Origin of the sequence: Tenacibaculum soleae (assembly GCF_030549005.1) — a bacterium.
Taxonomy (GTDB): domain Bacteria; phylum Bacteroidota; class Bacteroidia; order Flavobacteriales; family Flavobacteriaceae; genus Polaribacter; species Polaribacter soleae.
Map to the genome: position 1 here is coordinate 51,085 of NZ_JAUOSW010000009.1, position 18,107 is coordinate 69,191.

General features: G+C 29.7%; 22 protein-coding genes. 12 read left to right on the plus strand and 10 right to left on the minus strand.

Features of this window, described 5'->3' with window-relative positions; genetic code table 11:
• Positions 1-7: 7 nt before the first annotated feature.
• The gene (locus Q4586_RS12115) at positions 8-358 is read right to left on the minus strand and encodes a 4Fe-4S binding protein (RefSeq protein ID WP_068706371.1); all 351 of its coding nucleotides are present in this window, start codon (positions 356-358) and stop codon (positions 8-10) included.
• A 71-nt stretch (positions 359-429) separates the two neighbouring features.
• Between Q4586_RS12115 and Q4586_RS12120 the strand changes: the two genes are divergently transcribed.
• Genes Q4586_RS12120 through Q4586_RS12170 form a run of 11 tightly spaced genes read left to right on the plus strand, consistent with a single transcriptional unit; the run spans position 430 to position 10,242 of the window.
• The gene (locus Q4586_RS12120; protein WP_303529281.1) at positions 430-1,491 is read left to right on the plus strand and encodes an acyl-CoA reductase; all 1,062 of its coding nucleotides are present in this window, start codon (positions 430-432) and stop codon (positions 1,489-1,491) included.
• 53 nt (positions 1,492-1,544) lie between these two features.
• Positions 1,545-2,609 (plus strand): 3-phosphoserine/phosphohydroxythreonine transaminase, encoded by a 1,065-nt coding sequence (gene serC, locus Q4586_RS12125; protein ID WP_303529284.1) that lies wholly within the window; start codon positions 1,545-1,547, stop codon positions 2,607-2,609.
• Positions 2,610-2,640: 31 nt separating this feature from the next.
• Positions 2,641-3,597 (plus strand): NAD(P)-dependent oxidoreductase, encoded by a 957-nt coding sequence (locus Q4586_RS12130; protein WP_068706366.1) that lies wholly within the window; start codon positions 2,641-2,643, stop codon positions 3,595-3,597.
• A gap of 12 nt (positions 3,598-3,609) precedes the next feature.
• Positions 3,610-4,848 carry a DUF1015 domain-containing protein gene (locus tag Q4586_RS12135; RefSeq protein WP_068706364.1) on the plus strand — a complete coding sequence of 413 codons (1,239 nt, stop codon included), beginning with the start codon at positions 3,610-3,612 and terminating at the stop codon, positions 4,846-4,848.
• Positions 4,849-4,854: 6 nt separating this feature from the next.
• Entirely contained in the window at positions 4,855-5,520 is a 666-nt protein-coding gene (locus Q4586_RS12140; protein ID WP_068706362.1) for a YggS family pyridoxal phosphate-dependent enzyme, read from the plus strand.
• Between the two features lie 30 nt (positions 5,521-5,550).
• Positions 5,551-6,648: an exonuclease domain-containing protein gene (locus tag Q4586_RS12145; protein ID WP_068706360.1), complete on the plus strand. Its 1,098-nt coding sequence runs from the start codon at positions 5,551-5,553 to the stop codon at positions 6,646-6,648.
• A 31-nt stretch (positions 6,649-6,679) separates the two neighbouring features.
• A complete protein-coding gene (locus Q4586_RS12150; protein WP_068706358.1) occupies positions 6,680-7,507 on the plus strand; it encodes an ion transporter in 828 nt (275 codons plus the stop codon).
• A 2-nt stretch (positions 7,508-7,509) separates the two neighbouring features.
• Positions 7,510-8,427, plus strand: coding sequence for a tRNA (adenosine(37)-N6)-dimethylallyltransferase MiaA (miaA, locus tag Q4586_RS12155; protein ID WP_245662362.1), 918 nt, complete (start codon positions 7,510-7,512; stop codon positions 8,425-8,427).
• A 58-nt stretch (positions 8,428-8,485) separates the two neighbouring features.
• Positions 8,486-8,989, plus strand: a complete 504-nt coding sequence (locus Q4586_RS12160; RefSeq protein ID WP_303529294.1) for an OmpH/Skp family outer membrane protein — start codon at positions 8,486-8,488, stop codon at positions 8,987-8,989.
• A gap of 9 nt (positions 8,990-8,998) precedes the next feature.
• Entirely contained in the window at positions 8,999-9,823 is an 825-nt protein-coding gene (locus Q4586_RS12165) for a DUF1853 family protein (RefSeq protein ID WP_303529297.1), read from the plus strand.
• Positions 9,824-9,843: 20 nt separating this feature from the next.
• The gene (locus Q4586_RS12170) at positions 9,844-10,242 is read left to right on the plus strand and encodes a hypothetical protein (RefSeq protein WP_303529299.1); all 399 of its coding nucleotides are present in this window, start codon (positions 9,844-9,846) and stop codon (positions 10,240-10,242) included.
• Between the two features lies 1 nt (position 10,243).
• Here the strand turns inward: Q4586_RS12170 and Q4586_RS12175 are convergent, their stop codons facing one another.
• The 5 genes from Q4586_RS12175 to Q4586_RS12195 form a co-directional block, all read right to left on the minus strand.
• Positions 10,244-11,158, minus strand: coding sequence for an EamA family transporter (locus tag Q4586_RS12175; RefSeq protein ID WP_303529302.1), 915 nt, complete (start codon positions 11,156-11,158; stop codon positions 10,244-10,246).
• A gap of 106 nt (positions 11,159-11,264) precedes the next feature.
• On the minus strand, positions 11,265-12,047 hold the full coding sequence (locus tag Q4586_RS12180; RefSeq protein WP_303529305.1) for a type 1 glutamine amidotransferase domain-containing protein: 783 nt from the start codon (positions 12,045-12,047) through the stop codon (positions 11,265-11,267).
• A gap of 72 nt (positions 12,048-12,119) precedes the next feature.
• Positions 12,120-12,776: an NAD(P)H-binding protein gene (locus Q4586_RS12185; RefSeq protein ID WP_303529308.1), complete on the minus strand. Its 657-nt coding sequence runs from the start codon at positions 12,774-12,776 to the stop codon at positions 12,120-12,122.
• 4 nt (positions 12,777-12,780) lie between these two features.
• Complete coding sequence (locus tag Q4586_RS12190) at positions 12,781-13,353, minus strand: Crp/Fnr family transcriptional regulator (RefSeq protein ID WP_068706342.1); 573 nt, start codon at positions 13,351-13,353, stop codon at positions 12,781-12,783.
• A gap of 71 nt (positions 13,354-13,424) precedes the next feature.
• Positions 13,425-14,576, minus strand: coding sequence for a class I SAM-dependent methyltransferase (locus Q4586_RS12195; protein ID WP_303529312.1), 1,152 nt, complete (start codon positions 14,574-14,576; stop codon positions 13,425-13,427).
• 160 nt (positions 14,577-14,736) lie between these two features.
• On the opposite strand from Q4586_RS12195, the gene Q4586_RS12200 reads away from it, so the two are divergent.
• Complete coding sequence (locus tag Q4586_RS12200; protein WP_303529314.1) at positions 14,737-15,225, plus strand: hypothetical protein; 489 nt, start codon at positions 14,737-14,739, stop codon at positions 15,223-15,225.
• 120 nt (positions 15,226-15,345) lie between these two features.
• On the opposite strand, the gene hisIE is transcribed toward Q4586_RS12200, so the two are convergent.
• The 4 genes from hisIE to hisH are packed head-to-tail and all read right to left on the minus strand — an operon-like array spanning position 15,346 to position 18,000.
• Positions 15,346-15,930, minus strand: a complete 585-nt coding sequence (hisIE, locus tag Q4586_RS12205; RefSeq protein ID WP_303529317.1) for a bifunctional phosphoribosyl-AMP cyclohydrolase/phosphoribosyl-ATP diphosphatase HisIE — start codon at positions 15,928-15,930, stop codon at positions 15,346-15,348.
• The gene (gene hisF / locus Q4586_RS12210) at positions 15,927-16,679 is read right to left on the minus strand and encodes an imidazole glycerol phosphate synthase subunit HisF (protein ID WP_068706337.1); all 753 of its coding nucleotides are present in this window, start codon (positions 16,677-16,679) and stop codon (positions 15,927-15,929) included. Before hisF ends, hisIE begins: the two co-directional genes overlap by 4 nt.
• Positions 16,673-17,386 (minus strand): 1-(5-phosphoribosyl)-5-[(5-phosphoribosylamino)methylideneamino]imidazole-4-carboxamide isomerase, encoded by a 714-nt coding sequence (gene hisA, locus Q4586_RS12215; protein WP_068706335.1) that lies wholly within the window; start codon positions 17,384-17,386, stop codon positions 16,673-16,675. Before hisA ends, hisF begins: the two co-directional genes overlap by 7 nt.
• Before the next feature lie 32 nt (positions 17,387-17,418).
• A complete protein-coding gene (hisH, locus tag Q4586_RS12220) occupies positions 17,419-18,000 on the minus strand; it encodes an imidazole glycerol phosphate synthase subunit HisH (RefSeq protein ID WP_068706333.1) in 582 nt (193 codons plus the stop codon).
• Between the last annotated feature and the right edge of the window lie 107 nt (positions 18,001-18,107).

The following is an 18,107-nucleotide window of genomic DNA, read 5'->3' on the forward strand; positions in this document are numbered from 1 at the left end:
TTGTAAACTATTCGTTATGCATAAAACTTTGTTTAGCTAATAACTCTTCTTCAGTTTCTACATTATCATCGTCAGGCACACAACAATCTACTGGGCAAACTGCTGCACATTGTGGTTCTTCATGAAAACCTTTACACTCAGTACATTTATCAGCTACAATAAAATAAATTTCATCTGAAATAGGCTCCTGATCTTCATCAGCATTCGCTTTTTTACCACTAGGTAAAACCACGTTTCCTGTTAAATCAGTTCCATCAGCATATTTCCAATCATCAGCTCCTTCGTAAATTGCCGTGTTTGGACATTCTGGTTCACATGCACCACAATTTATACATTCATCTGTTATTATAATTGCCATAATTAATCTATTTCAGTTTTGTAACTTTGCAGGTGCAAAAATAGTTCCAAATTAATTTAGAAACAAAATAAATGGATACAATCCAAAATAGAATTTCAGCATTTGTAGAATTAGGGAAGTTTTTAGGTCAGTTTACTCAAAAAGAAACTACTCAAAAAAACGAAATTAAATTTAACGACTTATTTTTTGACGGATTTAAACATCAATTAAAAATAGCTGGAGAAAATAATACTTGGTTTACCAAAGAAAACTTATTATTTGCTACCGAAAGCTGGTCTAAAGCCTTAACCAAAGAAAATATTCAACAATGGATTGCTAATGAAAATTTAGGCGAAAACGATTCAAAACAAGTTGCTGTTATTATGGCTGGGAATATTCCGCTTGTTGGTTTTCATGATTTTATATCTGTTTTAATTGCTGGACATTCAGTATTAGTTAAACAATCATCAAACGATAAACATTTATTACCTTTTTTAGCTAAGTATTTAGAATACGTTCAGCCCGAATTGAAAGGTAAAATTACATTTACCGAACAAAAATTAACCGATTTTGATGCTGTTATTGCTACTGGAAGCAATAATACGGCGCGTTATTTTGAATTTTATTTTAAAGATAAACCTAGTATTATTAGAAAAAGTAGAAATTCGGTAGCCGTTTTAACAGGAAATGAAACGCCTCAAGATTTAGAAAACTTAAGTAATGATGTTTTTTGTTACTTCGGGTTAGGATGCCGTTCAGTATCAAAATTATATGTTCCAAAAAATTATAATTTCGATGCTTTTTTTACAGGCATGTACAACAAGCAAGAAATTATTAACAACGCTAAATATGCCAATAATTACGATTATAATAAAGCGGTTTATTTAATGAGCGAGTTTGATATTTTAGAAAACGGTTTTTTAATGATTAAAGAAGATGAAAGTTACGCCTCTCCTATCGCTTCAGTTTTTTACGAATATTACGACAATATTGAAGATTTAAAAGTAAAATTAAAACAAGACAAAGAAAAAATACAATGTGTAGTAGCTCGTAATTTTACAGCAAATGAAATTGCTTTTGGCGAAACTCAAAATCCGCAATTATGGGATTATGCTGATGGAATAAATACGCTTGAGTTTTTATCAAAAATATAAAAATACACTCTATAAATTTCGCACCTTTGTTATAACAAAACACCACTTTAGTAATGAAAAAGCATAATTTTAGCGCAGGCCCTTGTATTTTACCTGAAGATGTGCTTCAAAAAGCATCCGAAGCAGTTATCAATTTTAATGATGATAATTTATCGTTATTAGAAATATCGCACAGAAGTAAGCCTTTTGTTGCTGTTATTGAAAAAGCACGAAGTTTAGCCTTAGAGTTATTAGGCCTACAAAACAAAGGTTATAAAGCATTGTTTTTGCAAGGCGGTGCCAGCAATCAGTTTTTAATGACGGCTTATAATTTACTAAATAAAAAAGCAGCTTATTTAAATACAGGTACTTGGAGTAGCAAAGCTATTAAAGAAGCTAAATTATTTGGCGAGTTGATTGAAGTAGCTTCATCCGAAGAAAATAACTTTAATTACATTCCAAAAAGTTATGAAATTCCTACGGATGTTGATTATTTTCATTGCACAAGTAACAACACGATTTACGGAACGCAAATGAAAAGTTTTCCTGAAACTTCGGTTCCGTTGATATGTGATATGAGTTCTGATATTTTTTCTCGTCAGTTAGATTTTTCAAAATTTGATTTAATCTATGCTGGGGCACAGAAAAACATGGGACCTGCAGGAACTACGTTAGTTATTGTAAAAGAAGAAATTTTAGGAAAAGTAGAACGTATAATTCCATCAATGTTAAACTATCAAACATTTATCGATAAAGACAGTATGTTTAACACACCTCCTGTTTTTGCCATATATACATCGATGTTAACTTTAGAATGGTTAAAAGATTTAGGCGGAATTGAATTTATAGAAAAAGTAAACCAACAAAAATCGGCACTTTTATATACCGAAATAGATAGAAATCCGTTATTTAAAGGGGAAGCTGTTACTGAAGATCGAAGCCACATGAATGCTACGTTTTCTTTAACAAACGAAACCTTAAAAAATAAGTTTGATACTATGTGGGCCGAAGCCAATATTAATGGTTTAAACGGGCACAGAAGTGTTGGTGGTTATAGAGCAAGCATGTACAACGCATTACCTTTATATAGTGTACAAGCCTTAGTGGATGTAATGCAAGAATTAGAACGAATTAGCTAAAAGCTATCAATAAAAAAGAGACACATTTTAAATGAAAATATTAGCAAACGACGGAATTTCTGAAAGTGGAAAAGCTACTTTAGAAAATGCAGGATTTGAAGTAATAATAACCAAAGTTGCTCAAGAGCAATTAGAAAATTTTATTAATGAGGATGAAATTAACGTAATTATTATTAAAAATAACACCGAAATACATGCCGAATTAATTGACAACTGCCCTAGTTTAAAATTAATAGCAAACGCTGGTACCAATAACGATAATATTGATGTTATGTATGCCCAAGAATGTGGTGTACAAGTGGTAAATATTGCTGACGCTAGCGCCAATGCTATTGCCGAATTAGTTTTTGCACACTTGTTAGGGATGGCTCGTTTTTTACACCAAGCCAATAGAGAAATGCCTTTAGAAGGTGATATGAGTTTTAATGCTATGAAAAAACAGTTTTCTAACGGAACTGAATTACGCGGAAAAACTTTAGGGATTGTAGGTATGGATGCTGCCGGGCAGCAAGTAGCTAAACTTGCTTTAGGTGTAGGAATGAAAGTGGTTGCTTATGATGTAGACTACGATAATTCGATCATTATACCGATTGATTTTTTTAACGGGCAAAATATTGACATCGAAATTGATATGTTAAGTTCAGATGAGTTATTTAAAGAAGCGCATTTTATTAGCTTACATTTATCAGCACAAGAAAACCATCTAATTAGCACCAAAGAATTTGAACAGATGAAAGATGGTGTTGGTTTTATAAACGTAGCACAAGCAGGCTTAGTTGATGAAATAGCTTTAGTAAAAGCCATTGAAAGCGGTAAAGTTAAATATGCTGGTTTAGATACTTTTGAAAATCAACCAAAACCAGAAATTCAGCTATTAATGAATCCAAATTTGTCTTTAAGCCCTAATATTGCAGCTTACACTGTAGAAGCGCAACATAAAATTGGTACCGAGTTGGCTGATAAAATTATTAATTCTTTACAAGAATAAATTAAAGTATTAATGGCAACTGTAAAACCTTTTAAAGCGGTAAGAGCTACCAGAGATAAAGTAGCATTAGTTTCATCTAAATCGTATGAAATTTATCCTCCAGAAATGTTAAATGCTAAATTAGCTTTTAACCCTTATACATTTTTACATGTAATTAACCCTGGTTATAAATATCACAAACAAGATGTTACTGGTGAACAACGCTTTAAATTAGTGCACAATCGTTATTTAGAGTTTAAAGAAGATGGTATTTTTACAAAAGATAAAAATCCTGGATTTTATATTTATCAAAAAACAACACCAACAAACTCTTTTTGCGGAATTATAGCTGCCACCTCAGTAGAAGATTATCATAATAATACGATAAAAAAACACGAAGGTACTTTAAAAGAGCGCGAATTGTTATTTGAAAATTATTTAAAAAACACAGGTTTTAATGCTGAACCTGTACTTTTAACATACCCAGATAATAATGTAATTGAAACAATTATAAAAAAATATACAATTAACAGAGCTGAGTACGAATTTTCTACAACTGATAAAGACTCACATTTACTTTGGATTGTTGATAAAGAGAATGACATTACGCAAATATCCAATGCTTTTTCGCAAGTAAATACATTGTATATTGCTGATGGACATCACCGATCTACATCTTCATGTTTATTAGCCAAAAACTTAGCTAGTGAAAATTCGAAGCATACAGGTAATGAAAAATATAACTTTTTTATGAGTTATTTATTACCTGAAAGTCAATTAAGTATTTACGAGTTTAATCGATTTATAAAAGATTTGAATGGTTATACAACCGAAGAATTTTTAATAGAGTTAGATACTTTTTTTAGGATAGAAAACAGAGGGCAAGAGTTATACAAACCCAAAGAAAAACATCAATTTAGTATGTATTTAAATGGTGAATTTTATGCATTGCATTTGCGTAAATCTAGATATAAATTTACAGATGCCTTAAGTAAATTAGATGCACAAATTTTATATCAAACTATTTTAAATCCGATATTAGGAATCAAAGACATTAGAAATGCATCAAAAATTATGTATTCTCAAGATAAATCTGATAGTTTAGAGTTAAAAACAAAAGTAGATGCTGGTAATTTTGAAGTATCCTTCGGAATGTTACCAACCACCATACATGAACTAAAAGAAATTGTTGATGCCGATATGTTAATGCCACCAAAAACAACATATATCGAACCCAAATTAAGAAGCGCTTTAACTATTTATGAAATTTAATTAGAAATGACAGGAATTAAAGAAAATCTTCAAAAAATAAACACAACCATACCTAATAACGTAACTTTAGTTGCTGTTTCTAAAACCAAACCAATTGCTGATATTCAAGAAGCTTACGATGCAGGACAGCGTGTGTTTGGTGAAAATAAAATTCAAGAAATGGTTACCAAATACGATGCGCTACCAAAAGATATTAAATGGCATATGATTGGTCACTTACAGCGAAATAAAGTTAAATACATGGCACATTTTGTTGATTTAATTCATGGTGTTGATAGTTTTAAAACACTAAAAGAAATTAACAAACAAGCTAAAAAACATGATCGGGTAATCAATTGTTTATTACAAGCACGTATTGCCAAAGAAGAAACAAAATTTGGATTATCTTTTAACGCTATTGATGAAATTATTTCATCTGAAGAATTTGCTGAATTACAACACATAAATGTCGTAGGTTTTATGGGAATGGCTACATTTACTGACAACCAAGAACAATTACAAGAAGAATTTGTCTCTTTAGCTAACTTTTTTAGTGAAAATAAAGAAAAAAACTCAAAATTATCTATTCTTTCAATGGGTATGAGTGGTGATTATCAATTAGCTATAAAAAATGGTAGTAATATGGTTCGAATTGGTAGCGCTATTTTTGGAGTTCGAAATTATATTGTTTAGATTTACATTAATCAGCTAAAAAAAAAAGAATTGTACGCAGTTTTAGATATTGAAACAACAGGAGGTAAATTTAATGAAGAAGGAATTACTGAAATTGCTATTCATAAGTTTGATGGTCATCAAGTAGTTGACCAGTTTATCAGCTTAGTTAATCCTGAAAAAGAAATTCAAGAATTTGTTGTTAAACTAACCGGTATTAATAATAAAATGCTTCGCAATGCACCTAAATTTCATGAGGTTGCAAAACGAATTATTGAAATTACCGAAAATTGTATTATCATTGCTCATAATGCTAGTTTCGATTATCGCATTTTACGTACAGAATACAATCGTTTAGGTTACGATTTTAAAAGAAATACCCTTTGTACAGTAGCGCTTAGTAAAAAATTAATTCCTGAAGCTCCTTCACATAGTTTAGGTAAATTATGTAGATTTATTGGCATTCCAATGTCCGACAGGCATAGAGCAAACGGTGATGCTTTGGCAACAGTACAATTATTTAAATTACTATTAGAAAAAGATATTGAGAAAAGTATCATTCAGCAATCTATAAAATATACTGATAATAGACATGAAAAACAACTTTTTATAAAAATACTAGATCAATTACCAGAAAAACAAGGCGTATTTTATGTTCATAGCGAACAAGGAAATATTATTTTTATTGGTAGAGGTACAAATATAAAACAGGAAGTAAATAAGCTATTATTAAAAGACACTCCTAAAGCTCAAAAAATAATAAAACGTATTAACGAAATTACCTATGAAGAAACAGGTAATATACTTTTTACCAGGTTAAAATATCATTTAGAACTTGTAAAATTAAAACCAAAATTTAATGTTATTCGTAAACGTAAAAATTTAAATAAGAATTTTAATAATGATAATTTATTATTAATCGATAAAGGTAGAACGCCAGAAGAACATGCTGTTATTTTAATTGAAAATAACGTTGTTTTAGGGTACGCTTATACTAATTTGGCTTTTCAAGAAAATCAGTTGGCTATTTTAAAATCAATGCTTACACCTATTGAAAACCCTGATTTAGCTAAAATCATTATTAAAAACTATTTACTTAAAAATAAAGTAACAAAAATAGTACGATTACAAGTTGAAAATAATTTGTAATATTGTTATAATCACCTAAAAATCTTTCTTTTTGAAGAACGAACAAAAAAACTGGAAAGACAAACTTCATGAAATAATTTACGAAGCAGATACCCCAACAGGTAAGGTATTTGACATTGTAATATTAGTTTCAATACTAACCAGTATTTTATTGGTAATGTTAGAAAGTGTTGAGAGTATCAATAATAAATACGGAACATTTTTAAATATAGCTGAATGGATTATTACCATATTATTTACTATTGAATATTTTGCAAGAATTATATCCATAAAAAAACCATATAAATACATTTTTAGTTTTTACGGTATTATTGATTTCTTATCTACTATCCCTAAATACTTATTGCTATTTTTTGGTAGTTTCCATTCTTTAATTGCATTTAGAGCCTTACGACTAATGCGTATTTTTAGAATTTTAAAATTAGCACGTTTTATTGGAGAATCTAATAATTTTACTAGAGCATTGAAAGCTAGTAGAATTAAAATAGCCGTATTTTTATCTTTCGTTATCATACTTTGTTTAATCTTAGGTACTATTATGTATCTTATAGAAGGAAATGCTAATAGTGGGTTTACAAGCATACCTAGAAGTGTATATTGGGCAATAGTTACCCTTACTACTGTTGGTTATGGAGATATTGCTCCTGTTACTGCTTTTGGGCAATTAATTGCTTCTTTTATTATGATATTAGGTTATGGTATTATTGCCATCCCAACCGGAATTGTTTCGTCAGAAATGACAAAAACAAATAGTAATAGTTTACACACCAATACACAGGTTTGCCCAAATTGCGCTGCAGAGTTTCATAGAGATGAAGCAGAATTTTGTTATGAATGCGGACACCAATTAAATCCTTAAAATTGAGTAATTCAACTACCAAAAACACCTTAATTACCATTGTTGGCGCTACTGCCATTGGTAAAACAGCTCTAAGTATTAAATTAGCACAACATTTTAATTGTGATATTATTTCGTGTGATTCTCGTCAATTTTTTAAAGAAATGACCATCGGAACAGCGGTTCCTGAAACTGATGAATTGGCAGCTGCTCCTCATCATTTTATTCAAAACAAAAGTATCTTCGAAGAATACTCGGTTGGGCAATTTGAAAAAGATGTTTTAAAAAAATTAGACAACTTATTTTTAAAAAACCCAGTACAAATTATGGTTGGTGGCAGTGGTTTATATGTTGATGCTGTTTTAAAAGGATTGGATTATTTTCCTGAAGTTGATCCTTCAATAAGAGTTAGTCTTACTAAAGAATTAGAGAAAAACGGAATTGAACCGTTACAAAATAAATTGAAAGAATTAGATATTGAAACCTATAACTCAATTGCTATCGACAATCCGCATCGGGTAATGCGTGCCTTAGAAATTTGTATTGGCACAGGCAAAACATATACTTCTTTTAAAAACAAACCAAAAGCTCCTCGCAATTTTAAATCAATTAAAATTGGATTGACTGCCGATAGAGAAATAATGTACAATCGTATTAACCAACGTGTTGATATTATGATACAAAATGGTTTATTAAACGAAGTTAAAAACCTGTATGCAAACAAAAATCTTAATGCTTTAAAAACCGTTGGATATCGTGAACTTTTTGAATATTTTGATGGTAATTTTACGCAAGAGTTTGCCATTGAAGAAATTAAGAAAAACACCAGAAGGTTTGCTAAAAGACAAGGTACTTGGTTTCGAAAAGACACCTCAATTCATTGGTTTGACTATCAATCAGATGTAAACTCGATATTAACCGTTATCAACAATCAATTTTAACAAATTTTAAAACATTTAACTAACCCACTTTTTTATATTTGTGGAAAAACATTAAAAAATGAAGTCAAAAATTATATTTTTAGTTGCAATTCTTTTATCAACAACATCATTTGCTCAAACCAAATTAGGCACCGTAAATAGCGAGTTAATTATAAGTAAAATGCCTCAAATGAAAACTGTTTTACAAAGAATTGACACCTACAGTAAAAAATTAGATTCATCATTAAATATAAAATTTACAGATTACAAAAGCAAAGTAGAATCTTTTAAAGCTGAAGAAAAAATAATGACTGCTGATGATAAAAAAGTTAGAATTACTGAGCTTCAAAAAATAGAACAAGAGATGGGAAAGTTTCGTAAAAACGGAACCGCTATGATGCAATTACGCCGGGATGAGTTTATGCGTCCGTTGTATAAAAAATTAAGTGAAGTTATTAGTGAAGTTGCAAAAGCAAATGGATATACACAAATTTTAACTACCGGAGGAAACGAGTTTGGTTATATCGATGAAAAATTTGATATTACTCAGTTAGTTTTAACTAAACTAGGAATAAAAGAATAATTTCTTTGGATGAATTTTAAATCGAAAGATATACAATTACAATACAAAGGATTTTTACAAACACCTTTTCTATGGCATGGAAAAGGTGTTTTTGGTTTGCAACAATTTACAGAGTTATTGCCTAAAAAAACATCTACCTTTAATCAGCACATTACTAAACTTCCTCGCTTAGGTAAATTAGTTGAACGTTTTGTTTCTTTTAGTTTATCAGAAGATAAAGCAATAAATATTTTAGCTGAAAACATTCAAATTCAGCAAAACAAAATTACTTTAGGTGAATTAGATTGTATTATTTTAAAAAATAAACAACCCATACATTTAGAAATTGTTTATAAATTTTATTTATATGATTCATCGGTAGGAAATACCGAAATAGAACATTGGATTGGTCCTAACAGAAAAGATTCTCTCATTGAAAAACTCACTAAATTAAAAGAAAAGCAACTTCCACTACTCTATTCTAAAGAGTGTAAAGAATATATTTCACAAATTAATTTATCTCCAAAAAAAATTGAACAACAGGTTTATTTTAAAACCCAATTATTTGTTCCATTAACTCAATTTGGCAAGCAGTTTTCAACTATTAATAACAATTGTATAATTGGTTTTTATATTTATCAAAATGAATTAGCTCAATTTTCTGATTGTAAGTTTTTCATCCCAACAAAACACCATTGGTTAACTCAGCCACATGCTAATGTTAATTGGTTAAATTTTAATGATTTTATAACAAAATCTAGCGATTTTTTAATTGAAAAAAGAGCGCCCTTATGTTGGATTAAAAAAAATAACGGAGAAATATTTAAATTTTTTATTGTTTGGTGGGATTCTTGATAAGACTATAAAAAATAATTATGAAAACATTAAAACTCTTAGTATTCTCTCTTGTATTCTTTTTCTCTTTTTTTTCTTGTGTAAAAGATGAAGATAACACTCCATCGTGTATTGATTTTGATACGACATCACAAGACTATAGTGTTATAGAAGCTGCGATTTATACAAGTGAAATTATTGAATTCGAAATAGCGAACGTTTGTCCATATAAAATAAAAGTTACCGATATAAAAATTGAAGGTAATAATTCAAACGAATTTACTATTCAAAAATTACCAGTAGGTACTTACTTAACAGGAAAAAAAGTAAATTTCAATATTGTTTTTTCACCAAAAAGTTTAGGCGAAAAAAAAGCAGTATTAACAATTTTTCATGAATTTGGTTCTATTGTAATCCATTTATCTGGAATAGGTATTTAATTTACGAACCTTTTCTGGCAACTGTTTTTACCGACCTTTTTCTAGAAGTAATAAAATATACACCAATTAATAAAATTACAGAAGCTATTATTGATTGTTTGGTTAGCTGTTCATCCAACAAACTCCAACCTAAAAACAAGGCTATAATAGGATTTACATAAGCTGATGTTGCTACTTTTTCGGGCGAAACTGATTTTAATAAATAATTAAAAGCTGTAAAAGCTACAATACCACCAAAAACAATTAAAAACAACATAGCCCCCTGTGTTTTAAGTTCCCAATTTAAAGGAGAAATCCAAGTTTCTTTAAAAATCAAGCTTGAAATTGCTAAAATAAATCCAGCAATTAACATTTGATATCCAGTTGCTATCAAATAATTTTTGGGTAAATCTGCTTTTGAAACAAAAACACTTCCGTAGCTCCAACTTAGCACGCAAGTTAAAATCATAAAAATACCTAAAACGCCCCCCTCTGATGTTGTAATTTCTTTCTGACTCACCAATAAATACATTCCTAACAAGCCCAATAAAACTCCGATAATCGATTTTTTTTGTAATCTTTTTCCGTCAATCAACCGCAATAAAAAAAGTACAAATAATGGCTGTGTTGATGCTAATAATGCAGCAAAACCAGTATCAACATATTTCAAAGCCCAAACAAAAACTCCATTTCCGTATACTAAAAATAAAAAACCTGCAATTGCCGAATTTATCAACTGATTTTTAGTAACTCCAATAGGTAATTTTAACAATTTAGCAATTATCATAATCAATCCGCCTGCAATTAAAAATCGAATCGATGCTAAAAACAAAGGCGATAATTCAGTTACTGCAATCTTGTTAAACAAATACGTTGATCCCCATATAATATATATTGAAAAAAATGCAGAGATGATTAACAATTTTGAATTTTTCATGTTTATTTATTTTATTGTTAAAAATACAATATTGTTTTTAGTTTTACTCAAAAAAAAATCGTCTAAAAGATAACTAATAGACGATTCTTATATTAAAAATACTTCCCTATAATTTAACAAATAATTTTTGTGCTACTAACTCAGATGATGCAGGGTTTTGTCCAGTAATTAAATTACCATCCTCAACTACGTGAGCTTCCCAATCTGAGCCTCTTGTAAAAAATCCTCCGTTAGCTTTTAACATATCTTCTACTAAAAAAGGAACCACTTCAGTTAACTTTACTGCAGCTTCTTCTGAATTTGTAAACCCTGTTACTTTTTTACCATTTACTAATGGTTTTCCATCAGTTCCTTTGGTATTTTTAAATATCGCTGGGGCATGACAAACTGCTGCCACTGGCTTATTATTCTTATAAAAAGACTCAATTAAAGCTATAGAATTTTCATCTTCTGATAAATCCCATAAAGGACCATGACCGCCTGGATAAAAAACAGCATCGTAATCCGCTTCATTTACCTCAGCTAATTTTAATGTTTTTGCTAAAACAGCTTGTGTTTCTTTATCATTATCAAAACGTTTTGTAGCCTCAGTTGCTGCGTTTTCTGCTGCACTATTCGGATCAATTGGTGGCTGCCCTCCTTTTGGAGATGCTAATGTAATTTCTACACCTTTATCTTTTAAAGAGTAATATGGTGCTGCAAATTCTTCAATCCAGAAACCTGTTTTATGCCCTGTATCACCTAAATCTTCATGAGAAGTTAACACAAATAAAACTTTTTTTATTTTAACTTCTTTTTCTGTAGTGTTACCAACTTTATTAACTTCTTTTTTATTTCCGCAAGATGCAAATAAAGTAATTGCAAAAAATGCTGTTATAGTTTTTTTCATTTTATGATATTTATAATTTACAACAAAATTACTACAAGTATTAAGTGTAAAAATTGATGTATGATAAGAAATTTATAATTCCGAAAATTCTATAATTTTATGAGAAAGAATTATGGATGTTTCTGGTTTTAACTCCACTATATTTTTCATAGCTGTAGCTATTATTTCAGCTTTTATACTTCTATATTTTTTAAAGCGTCCAATTAAAAGCGGGTTCATAAAATTGGCTATAAAATTACCAATATCTTCTCCTAACCTACTTTCTTGTCGATTTCCTTTTATTAAAGACGGACGTAAAATGTAAGTGTGTTTTATTTTCTGTTCTAAAACTGAGGCTTCCATTTCTCCTTTGGTTTTATTATAAAACACATTACTTTTTGAGTTTGCCCCCATGGCTGAAACAACAGTAAAAACTTCTACTCCGTTCGCTTTTGCTAATTTTGCGGCAGTAACAGGAATACCATAATCTATCGATTTATAAATAGCCTTATCTTTCGTTTTTTTCGCCGTTGTACCAATACAACAAAATACTTCATCTGCTATAAAATCGGTTGTAAACTGATCTAAAAGAAGTAAATCAACTATAAATTCTTTAATTTTTGGTGATTTATTACCTGTTGATCTTCTCGTAAAAACTTTAATCGTTTTATAATTATCGTCTTTTATCAACTTATTTAACAACAAACTTCCTGTTAAACCTGTTGCTCCTAATACAATTGCTGTTTTCATAAAATTATTTTGCTATTTCTTTTCTTATTCTACTTAAACTTTCTGTTGTAATTCCTAAGAAAGAAGCAATATGGTAATTTTTTACGTGCTGCTCTATATTTGGATACGTTTCTATAAAACTCAGATACCGTTCTTTTGCTGATTGAGATAAGTTAGCTAAAATTCTCTTTTGAAAACTTACAAAAGAACGTTCCATTTTCTTTCTAAAAAAACGCTCTATTTTAGGTATTTGATTATAAGTATTTTCTATATTTTTCTTTGATACTCGTAGTAAAACAGCTTCTTCTATACATTCAATCGTTAACACCGATTTTGTTTCAGAAAAGTAGCCTATATAATCACTAATCCACCAATCGTTAACCGCAAATTGTACCGTATGTTCTTTTCCTTTTTCATCAATAAAAAATGCTCGTAAACAACCACTTAAAACATAATATTGATATTTTACATCTTCATTACTTCTTAAAATAGTGTCTCCTTTTTTAAAAGTCACCTTCGTAAAACTTTCTTGAATACTTTCTATTTCTTCATTTGAAATTTCTAAGCCTTTAAAAACTATTAATAATTCTTTTTTCATTATTTGTAAAATTAAACTAAAAAATCACCAATATTGGTGATTTTTATTATTTATTAATATGTTTTATAACACTACAAAAGTGTTTCTAAATAATGACTTTCAATAGCATACGCTTCTTTTAAGCCAGATATTTTATCATCAATTTTAGATGTATCATTCTTTTTACTTGATTTACTCGCCACTAACATTACATTTTTACGCGTATGCTCGTTGCTTATAAATTCAAATACTTTCGTATTGTAATTGCTTTTTTCTAAAATAAGCGCACGAATAGTATCGGTAACCATTTCGAATTGGCGCTCTTTAAAGATTCCGTATTTTAAAAGTGGACTCTCCTGCTCTTTCCCTTTTACTTGCTGACGAATTTGTTTATGACAACATGGCGCACAAATAATTAACTCTGCTTTAGCTGATAATCCTTTGTATATCGCATCATCGGTTGCAGTATCGCAAGCGTGTAAAGCTATCAAAATATCAATTTTACCATTATCGTATTCCTGAATTGGTTGCGCAACGAAATTTAAGTTTTTAAAGCCTGATTTTTCAGCAACATCGTTGCAATAATTTACCAATTCGGTACGTAACTCAATACCTGTTACCTTGGCATTGTACTTTTTTTGATTTACTAAATAATCATACAAAGCAAATGTTAAATAGCCTTTACCAGAACCCATATCAACAATATTAATATGCTTAGGTAATTTTGTAGATTTTAATAAACCTTCAATAATTTCAAGGTATTTATTTATTTGACGGTATTTATCCGCCATTTTATGAATAACCTTTCCTTCTTTATCTGTAATTCCTAAATGGTGTAAATAACTACCCGCTTCTGCTAAACGTTCTTTAGGATTGTCGTGTGTTACAGGTAATTTATTTTTAAAACTTGCCGCGTTTTCACGATAAGAAACCTTTTTCTTTTTTGAAATAAAAACCAACAAATCTTTAGCTAACGTAAATAAAGTTGCCGTTCTAAAATTATCCATCAATAAGATTTCTAATTCTGATATAGCTTCAGCAATTGTGTAGTTTTTTACTTTATCATTAGTAGTATAATGATAGGTAAATTGAAACATTTCTGCTCCTTTTATTTCCACCAAACGTACATAAACATTTGGCAAGCCATCGCTTTTTTTAATCGGTTTACTTAACGTAAGTTTTACAAAATTTGCATCTAAAACGCTTTTACGTAAAGTATCATTTAATTGTTGAAAATCATTCATACTGCAAAAATAAATAAGATTGTTTTTAAAAACACCATAATTAAAAATTAGTTTTCTCTTCTTGATTTTCAACCTAAAAAACACGAACTTAGCTAACCTTAAATTTAAATCGTTAAAATGGATTTATATTCTTAAGAAAATTGCCAGCAATACACACGATATGACCCGTAAAGAAGCAAAATTAGCGGATAAGTTACTTCTAGAACTTATTAAAAAAGAAAACAAAGATCGACTTAATTGGGTAAATATTTATAATTTAAATTTTAGTAAACTAGATCCAAAAAAATTAAAACAACTTACCTATTTAATTAGAACAGAACAGAATGAGTTACCAGATAAGCTAATTACCGGAAGGAATGAATCGTTAAGACCAAACGCCCCTCATATTAATGATTTTAAGGCTTCTGGCGGTTTTTATAGAATATATAAACAACGAAGAAAAAAAAGATTAGCTGAAATTCTTAAAATATCCATAGCTATAATTACTTTGGCTATGTTAATCTATTCGACTTTTTTTAAAAACTCACAAACTGAAAAAAAGATAGAATCAAAATCGATAGATTCTTTATATCAAAATGAAACTTCTTCTACCAAAAAGGATACTGTAAATATAAAAAAAATTAAAAGTAAAACTACCAACAACATATAAAAACAATGCTCAAACTTGTGTCAAATCGAAAGTCCTCACTCGTTTATTCAGCGGATTGTCCTGCGAAAATAACACTCGTCAGTTCACATTGTTTTTATACGGATCGTTAGCCAAATATTCTTAATTTCTTTCTTTTAAAACTTTCTCTATATCCTCAAGTGTAAATCCTTTTGCTTTTAAAAGAATTACAATGTGATAAAATAAATCGGCTGCTTCGTTTTTAAATAAATCATCATTATCATCCTTAGCTTCAATAACTAATTCAACCGCTTCTTCTCCTACTTTTTGCGCTACTTTATTAATCCCTCTTTTATATAATTTATTGGTATATGAAGTTTCGTTATCAGTGTCTATACGCTCGCTAACAATTCGCTCTAACTCGTATAAAAAACCTTTTGGAGTTTCTTCTGCAAAGCAAGACGTAGTTCCTTTATGACATGTTGGTCCTTTTGGAGTAGCTTTTATTAAAATAGTATCATTATCACAATCGATTTTGATATCATTCACTTCTAAAAAATTCCCTGATTCTTCTCCTTTTGTCCATAATCTATTTTTACTTCTACTGTAAAAAGTAACACGGTTTTCAGCCTTTGTTTTTTCAAAAGCCTCTTCATTCATATAACCTAACATTAACACTTGTAACGTGGTATTATTTTGAATGACAACTGGTACTAATCCGTTTGATTTATTAAAATCTATTTTCATCGTACAGGTATGTTTTTTGTTTTTAAATAATTTTTTAATTGCGGAACAGGAATTTCACCAAAATGAAAAATACTTGCTGCCAATCCCGCGCTTGCCTCTGTTTTTGTAAAAACGTCTGCAAAATGTTCTTCTTTACCTGCTCCGCCTGATGCTATAACAGGAATATTTATATTTTTACTTACTGAATTTGTAATATCTAAAGAAAATCCGGCTTTTGTACCGTCACTATTCATTGAGGTTAATAAGATTTCTCCTGCGCCTAATTTTTCTACTTCTTTTGCCCAACTTACGGTTTCTAAATCAGTTTCAAAAGTTCCTCCTTTGGTAAAAACTTTCCATTGATTATCTATCAACTTCGTATCAATAGCAACAACAACAAACTGACTTCCGAAACGGTTTTTTAAATCAGTAATTAACTGCGGATTTTTAACTGCCGATGAATTGATACTTACTTTATCTGCCCCTGCTTTAATTAAAGCTAAAGCATCATCAACAGTACTAATTCCACCACCTACAGTAAACGGAATATTAATTTCCTGTGCTACTTTTTCAACTAAATCAACTAATGTTTTTCTGTTTTCAAGTGTTGCTGTAATATCTAAAAACACCAATTCATCAGCGCCATCTTTAACATATTGCTTTGCCAATGCTATTGGATCACCAGCATCAATAATATCAACAAAATTAACACCTTTTACAGTTCGTCCGTTTTTAATATCTAAACACGGAATAATTCTTTTTTTTAACATAGTTGCTGTAATTCTTTTAAAGTGATATTACCTTCGTAAATAGCTTTTCCTAAAATAGTTCCTTCACAACCAATTTCTTTTAACTTTATTAAATCATCTATTGAAGCTACGCCACCACTTGCTATTAAGTTTACACCACTTTTAGCTAAGATTTCTTGATATAGCGCTACAGATGCTCCTTGTAACATTCCGTCTTTAGCAACATCTGTACAAATAGTAGTTTTTACACCTAAAACTTCATATTCTTTAATAAAATCAACAACATCAACTTGCGATGTTTCTAACCAACCGTGAGTTGCAATTTTACGATTGATACAATCGGCTCCTAAAATAATTTTACTGCTTCCGTATTGTGTTAACCATCCTTTAAAAATTTCTGGATTTTTAACAGCAATACTTCCTCCTGTAATTTGGTTTGCTCCATTTTCAAAAGCGATACGCAAATCATCATCAGACTTTAATCCTCCTCCAAAATCAATTTTTAAATTTGTTTTTGAAGCGATTTGTTCTAATACTTTATAATTTACAATGTGTTGTGATTTTGCACCATCTAAATCAACCAAGTGTAAATATTCAATTCCGTTGTCTTCAAATTCTTTTGCTACTTCAACAGGATTTTCATTATATATTTTTTTGGTACTATAATCTCCCTTTGTTAAACGTACGCATTTTCCTTCAATAATATCTATAGCGGGTATAATTCTCATTTTTTTTAGTTTAAAAGTTAACAGTTACTTGATTATAACTTTAAAAAATTTAGTAGTAATTTTTCTCCAACACTTGCTGATTTTTCAGGATGAAATTGCATTGCATAAAAATTGTCTTTTTGCATAATTGTGCTAAAAGGTTTGATATAATTGCAAATAGCTACTGTGTTTTGGCAAATTTCGGCATAATAACCGTGAACATAATACACATCTTCATCTGTAGTAATAGTATCTACTATTTTTGATGGTTTTAGTTCAGAAAAATTATTCCATCCCATGTGAGGCACTTTTTCTAAAGGCGGAAATTGTTTTGTTTCCGTATCAAAAATACCCAAACACTTGGTGTTTCCTTCTTCGGATGACGTACACATTAATTGTAACCCCAAACAGATACCTAAAACTGGCTGTTTTAAAGAAACTAAAAGTTCGTCTAATTTACGCTCTCTTAAATATGCCATTGCCGAGCTTGCTTCTCCAACTCCAGGGAAAATAACCTTAGTCGCTTTTCTAATTTCCTCTGGATTATCAGTAATTATACTTTCATATCCTAAACGCGTAATTGCGTTTTGAACAGAGCGAATATTACCAGCATTGTATTTTATAATTGCAATCATATGTTAATTATGAATTATGAATTTTCAATTACAGTTAGTTCGCAATTTTTAATTCGTAATTATATTTCTTTTATATTTTCATCTTTCTGAACTTGTTTCAGAATCAC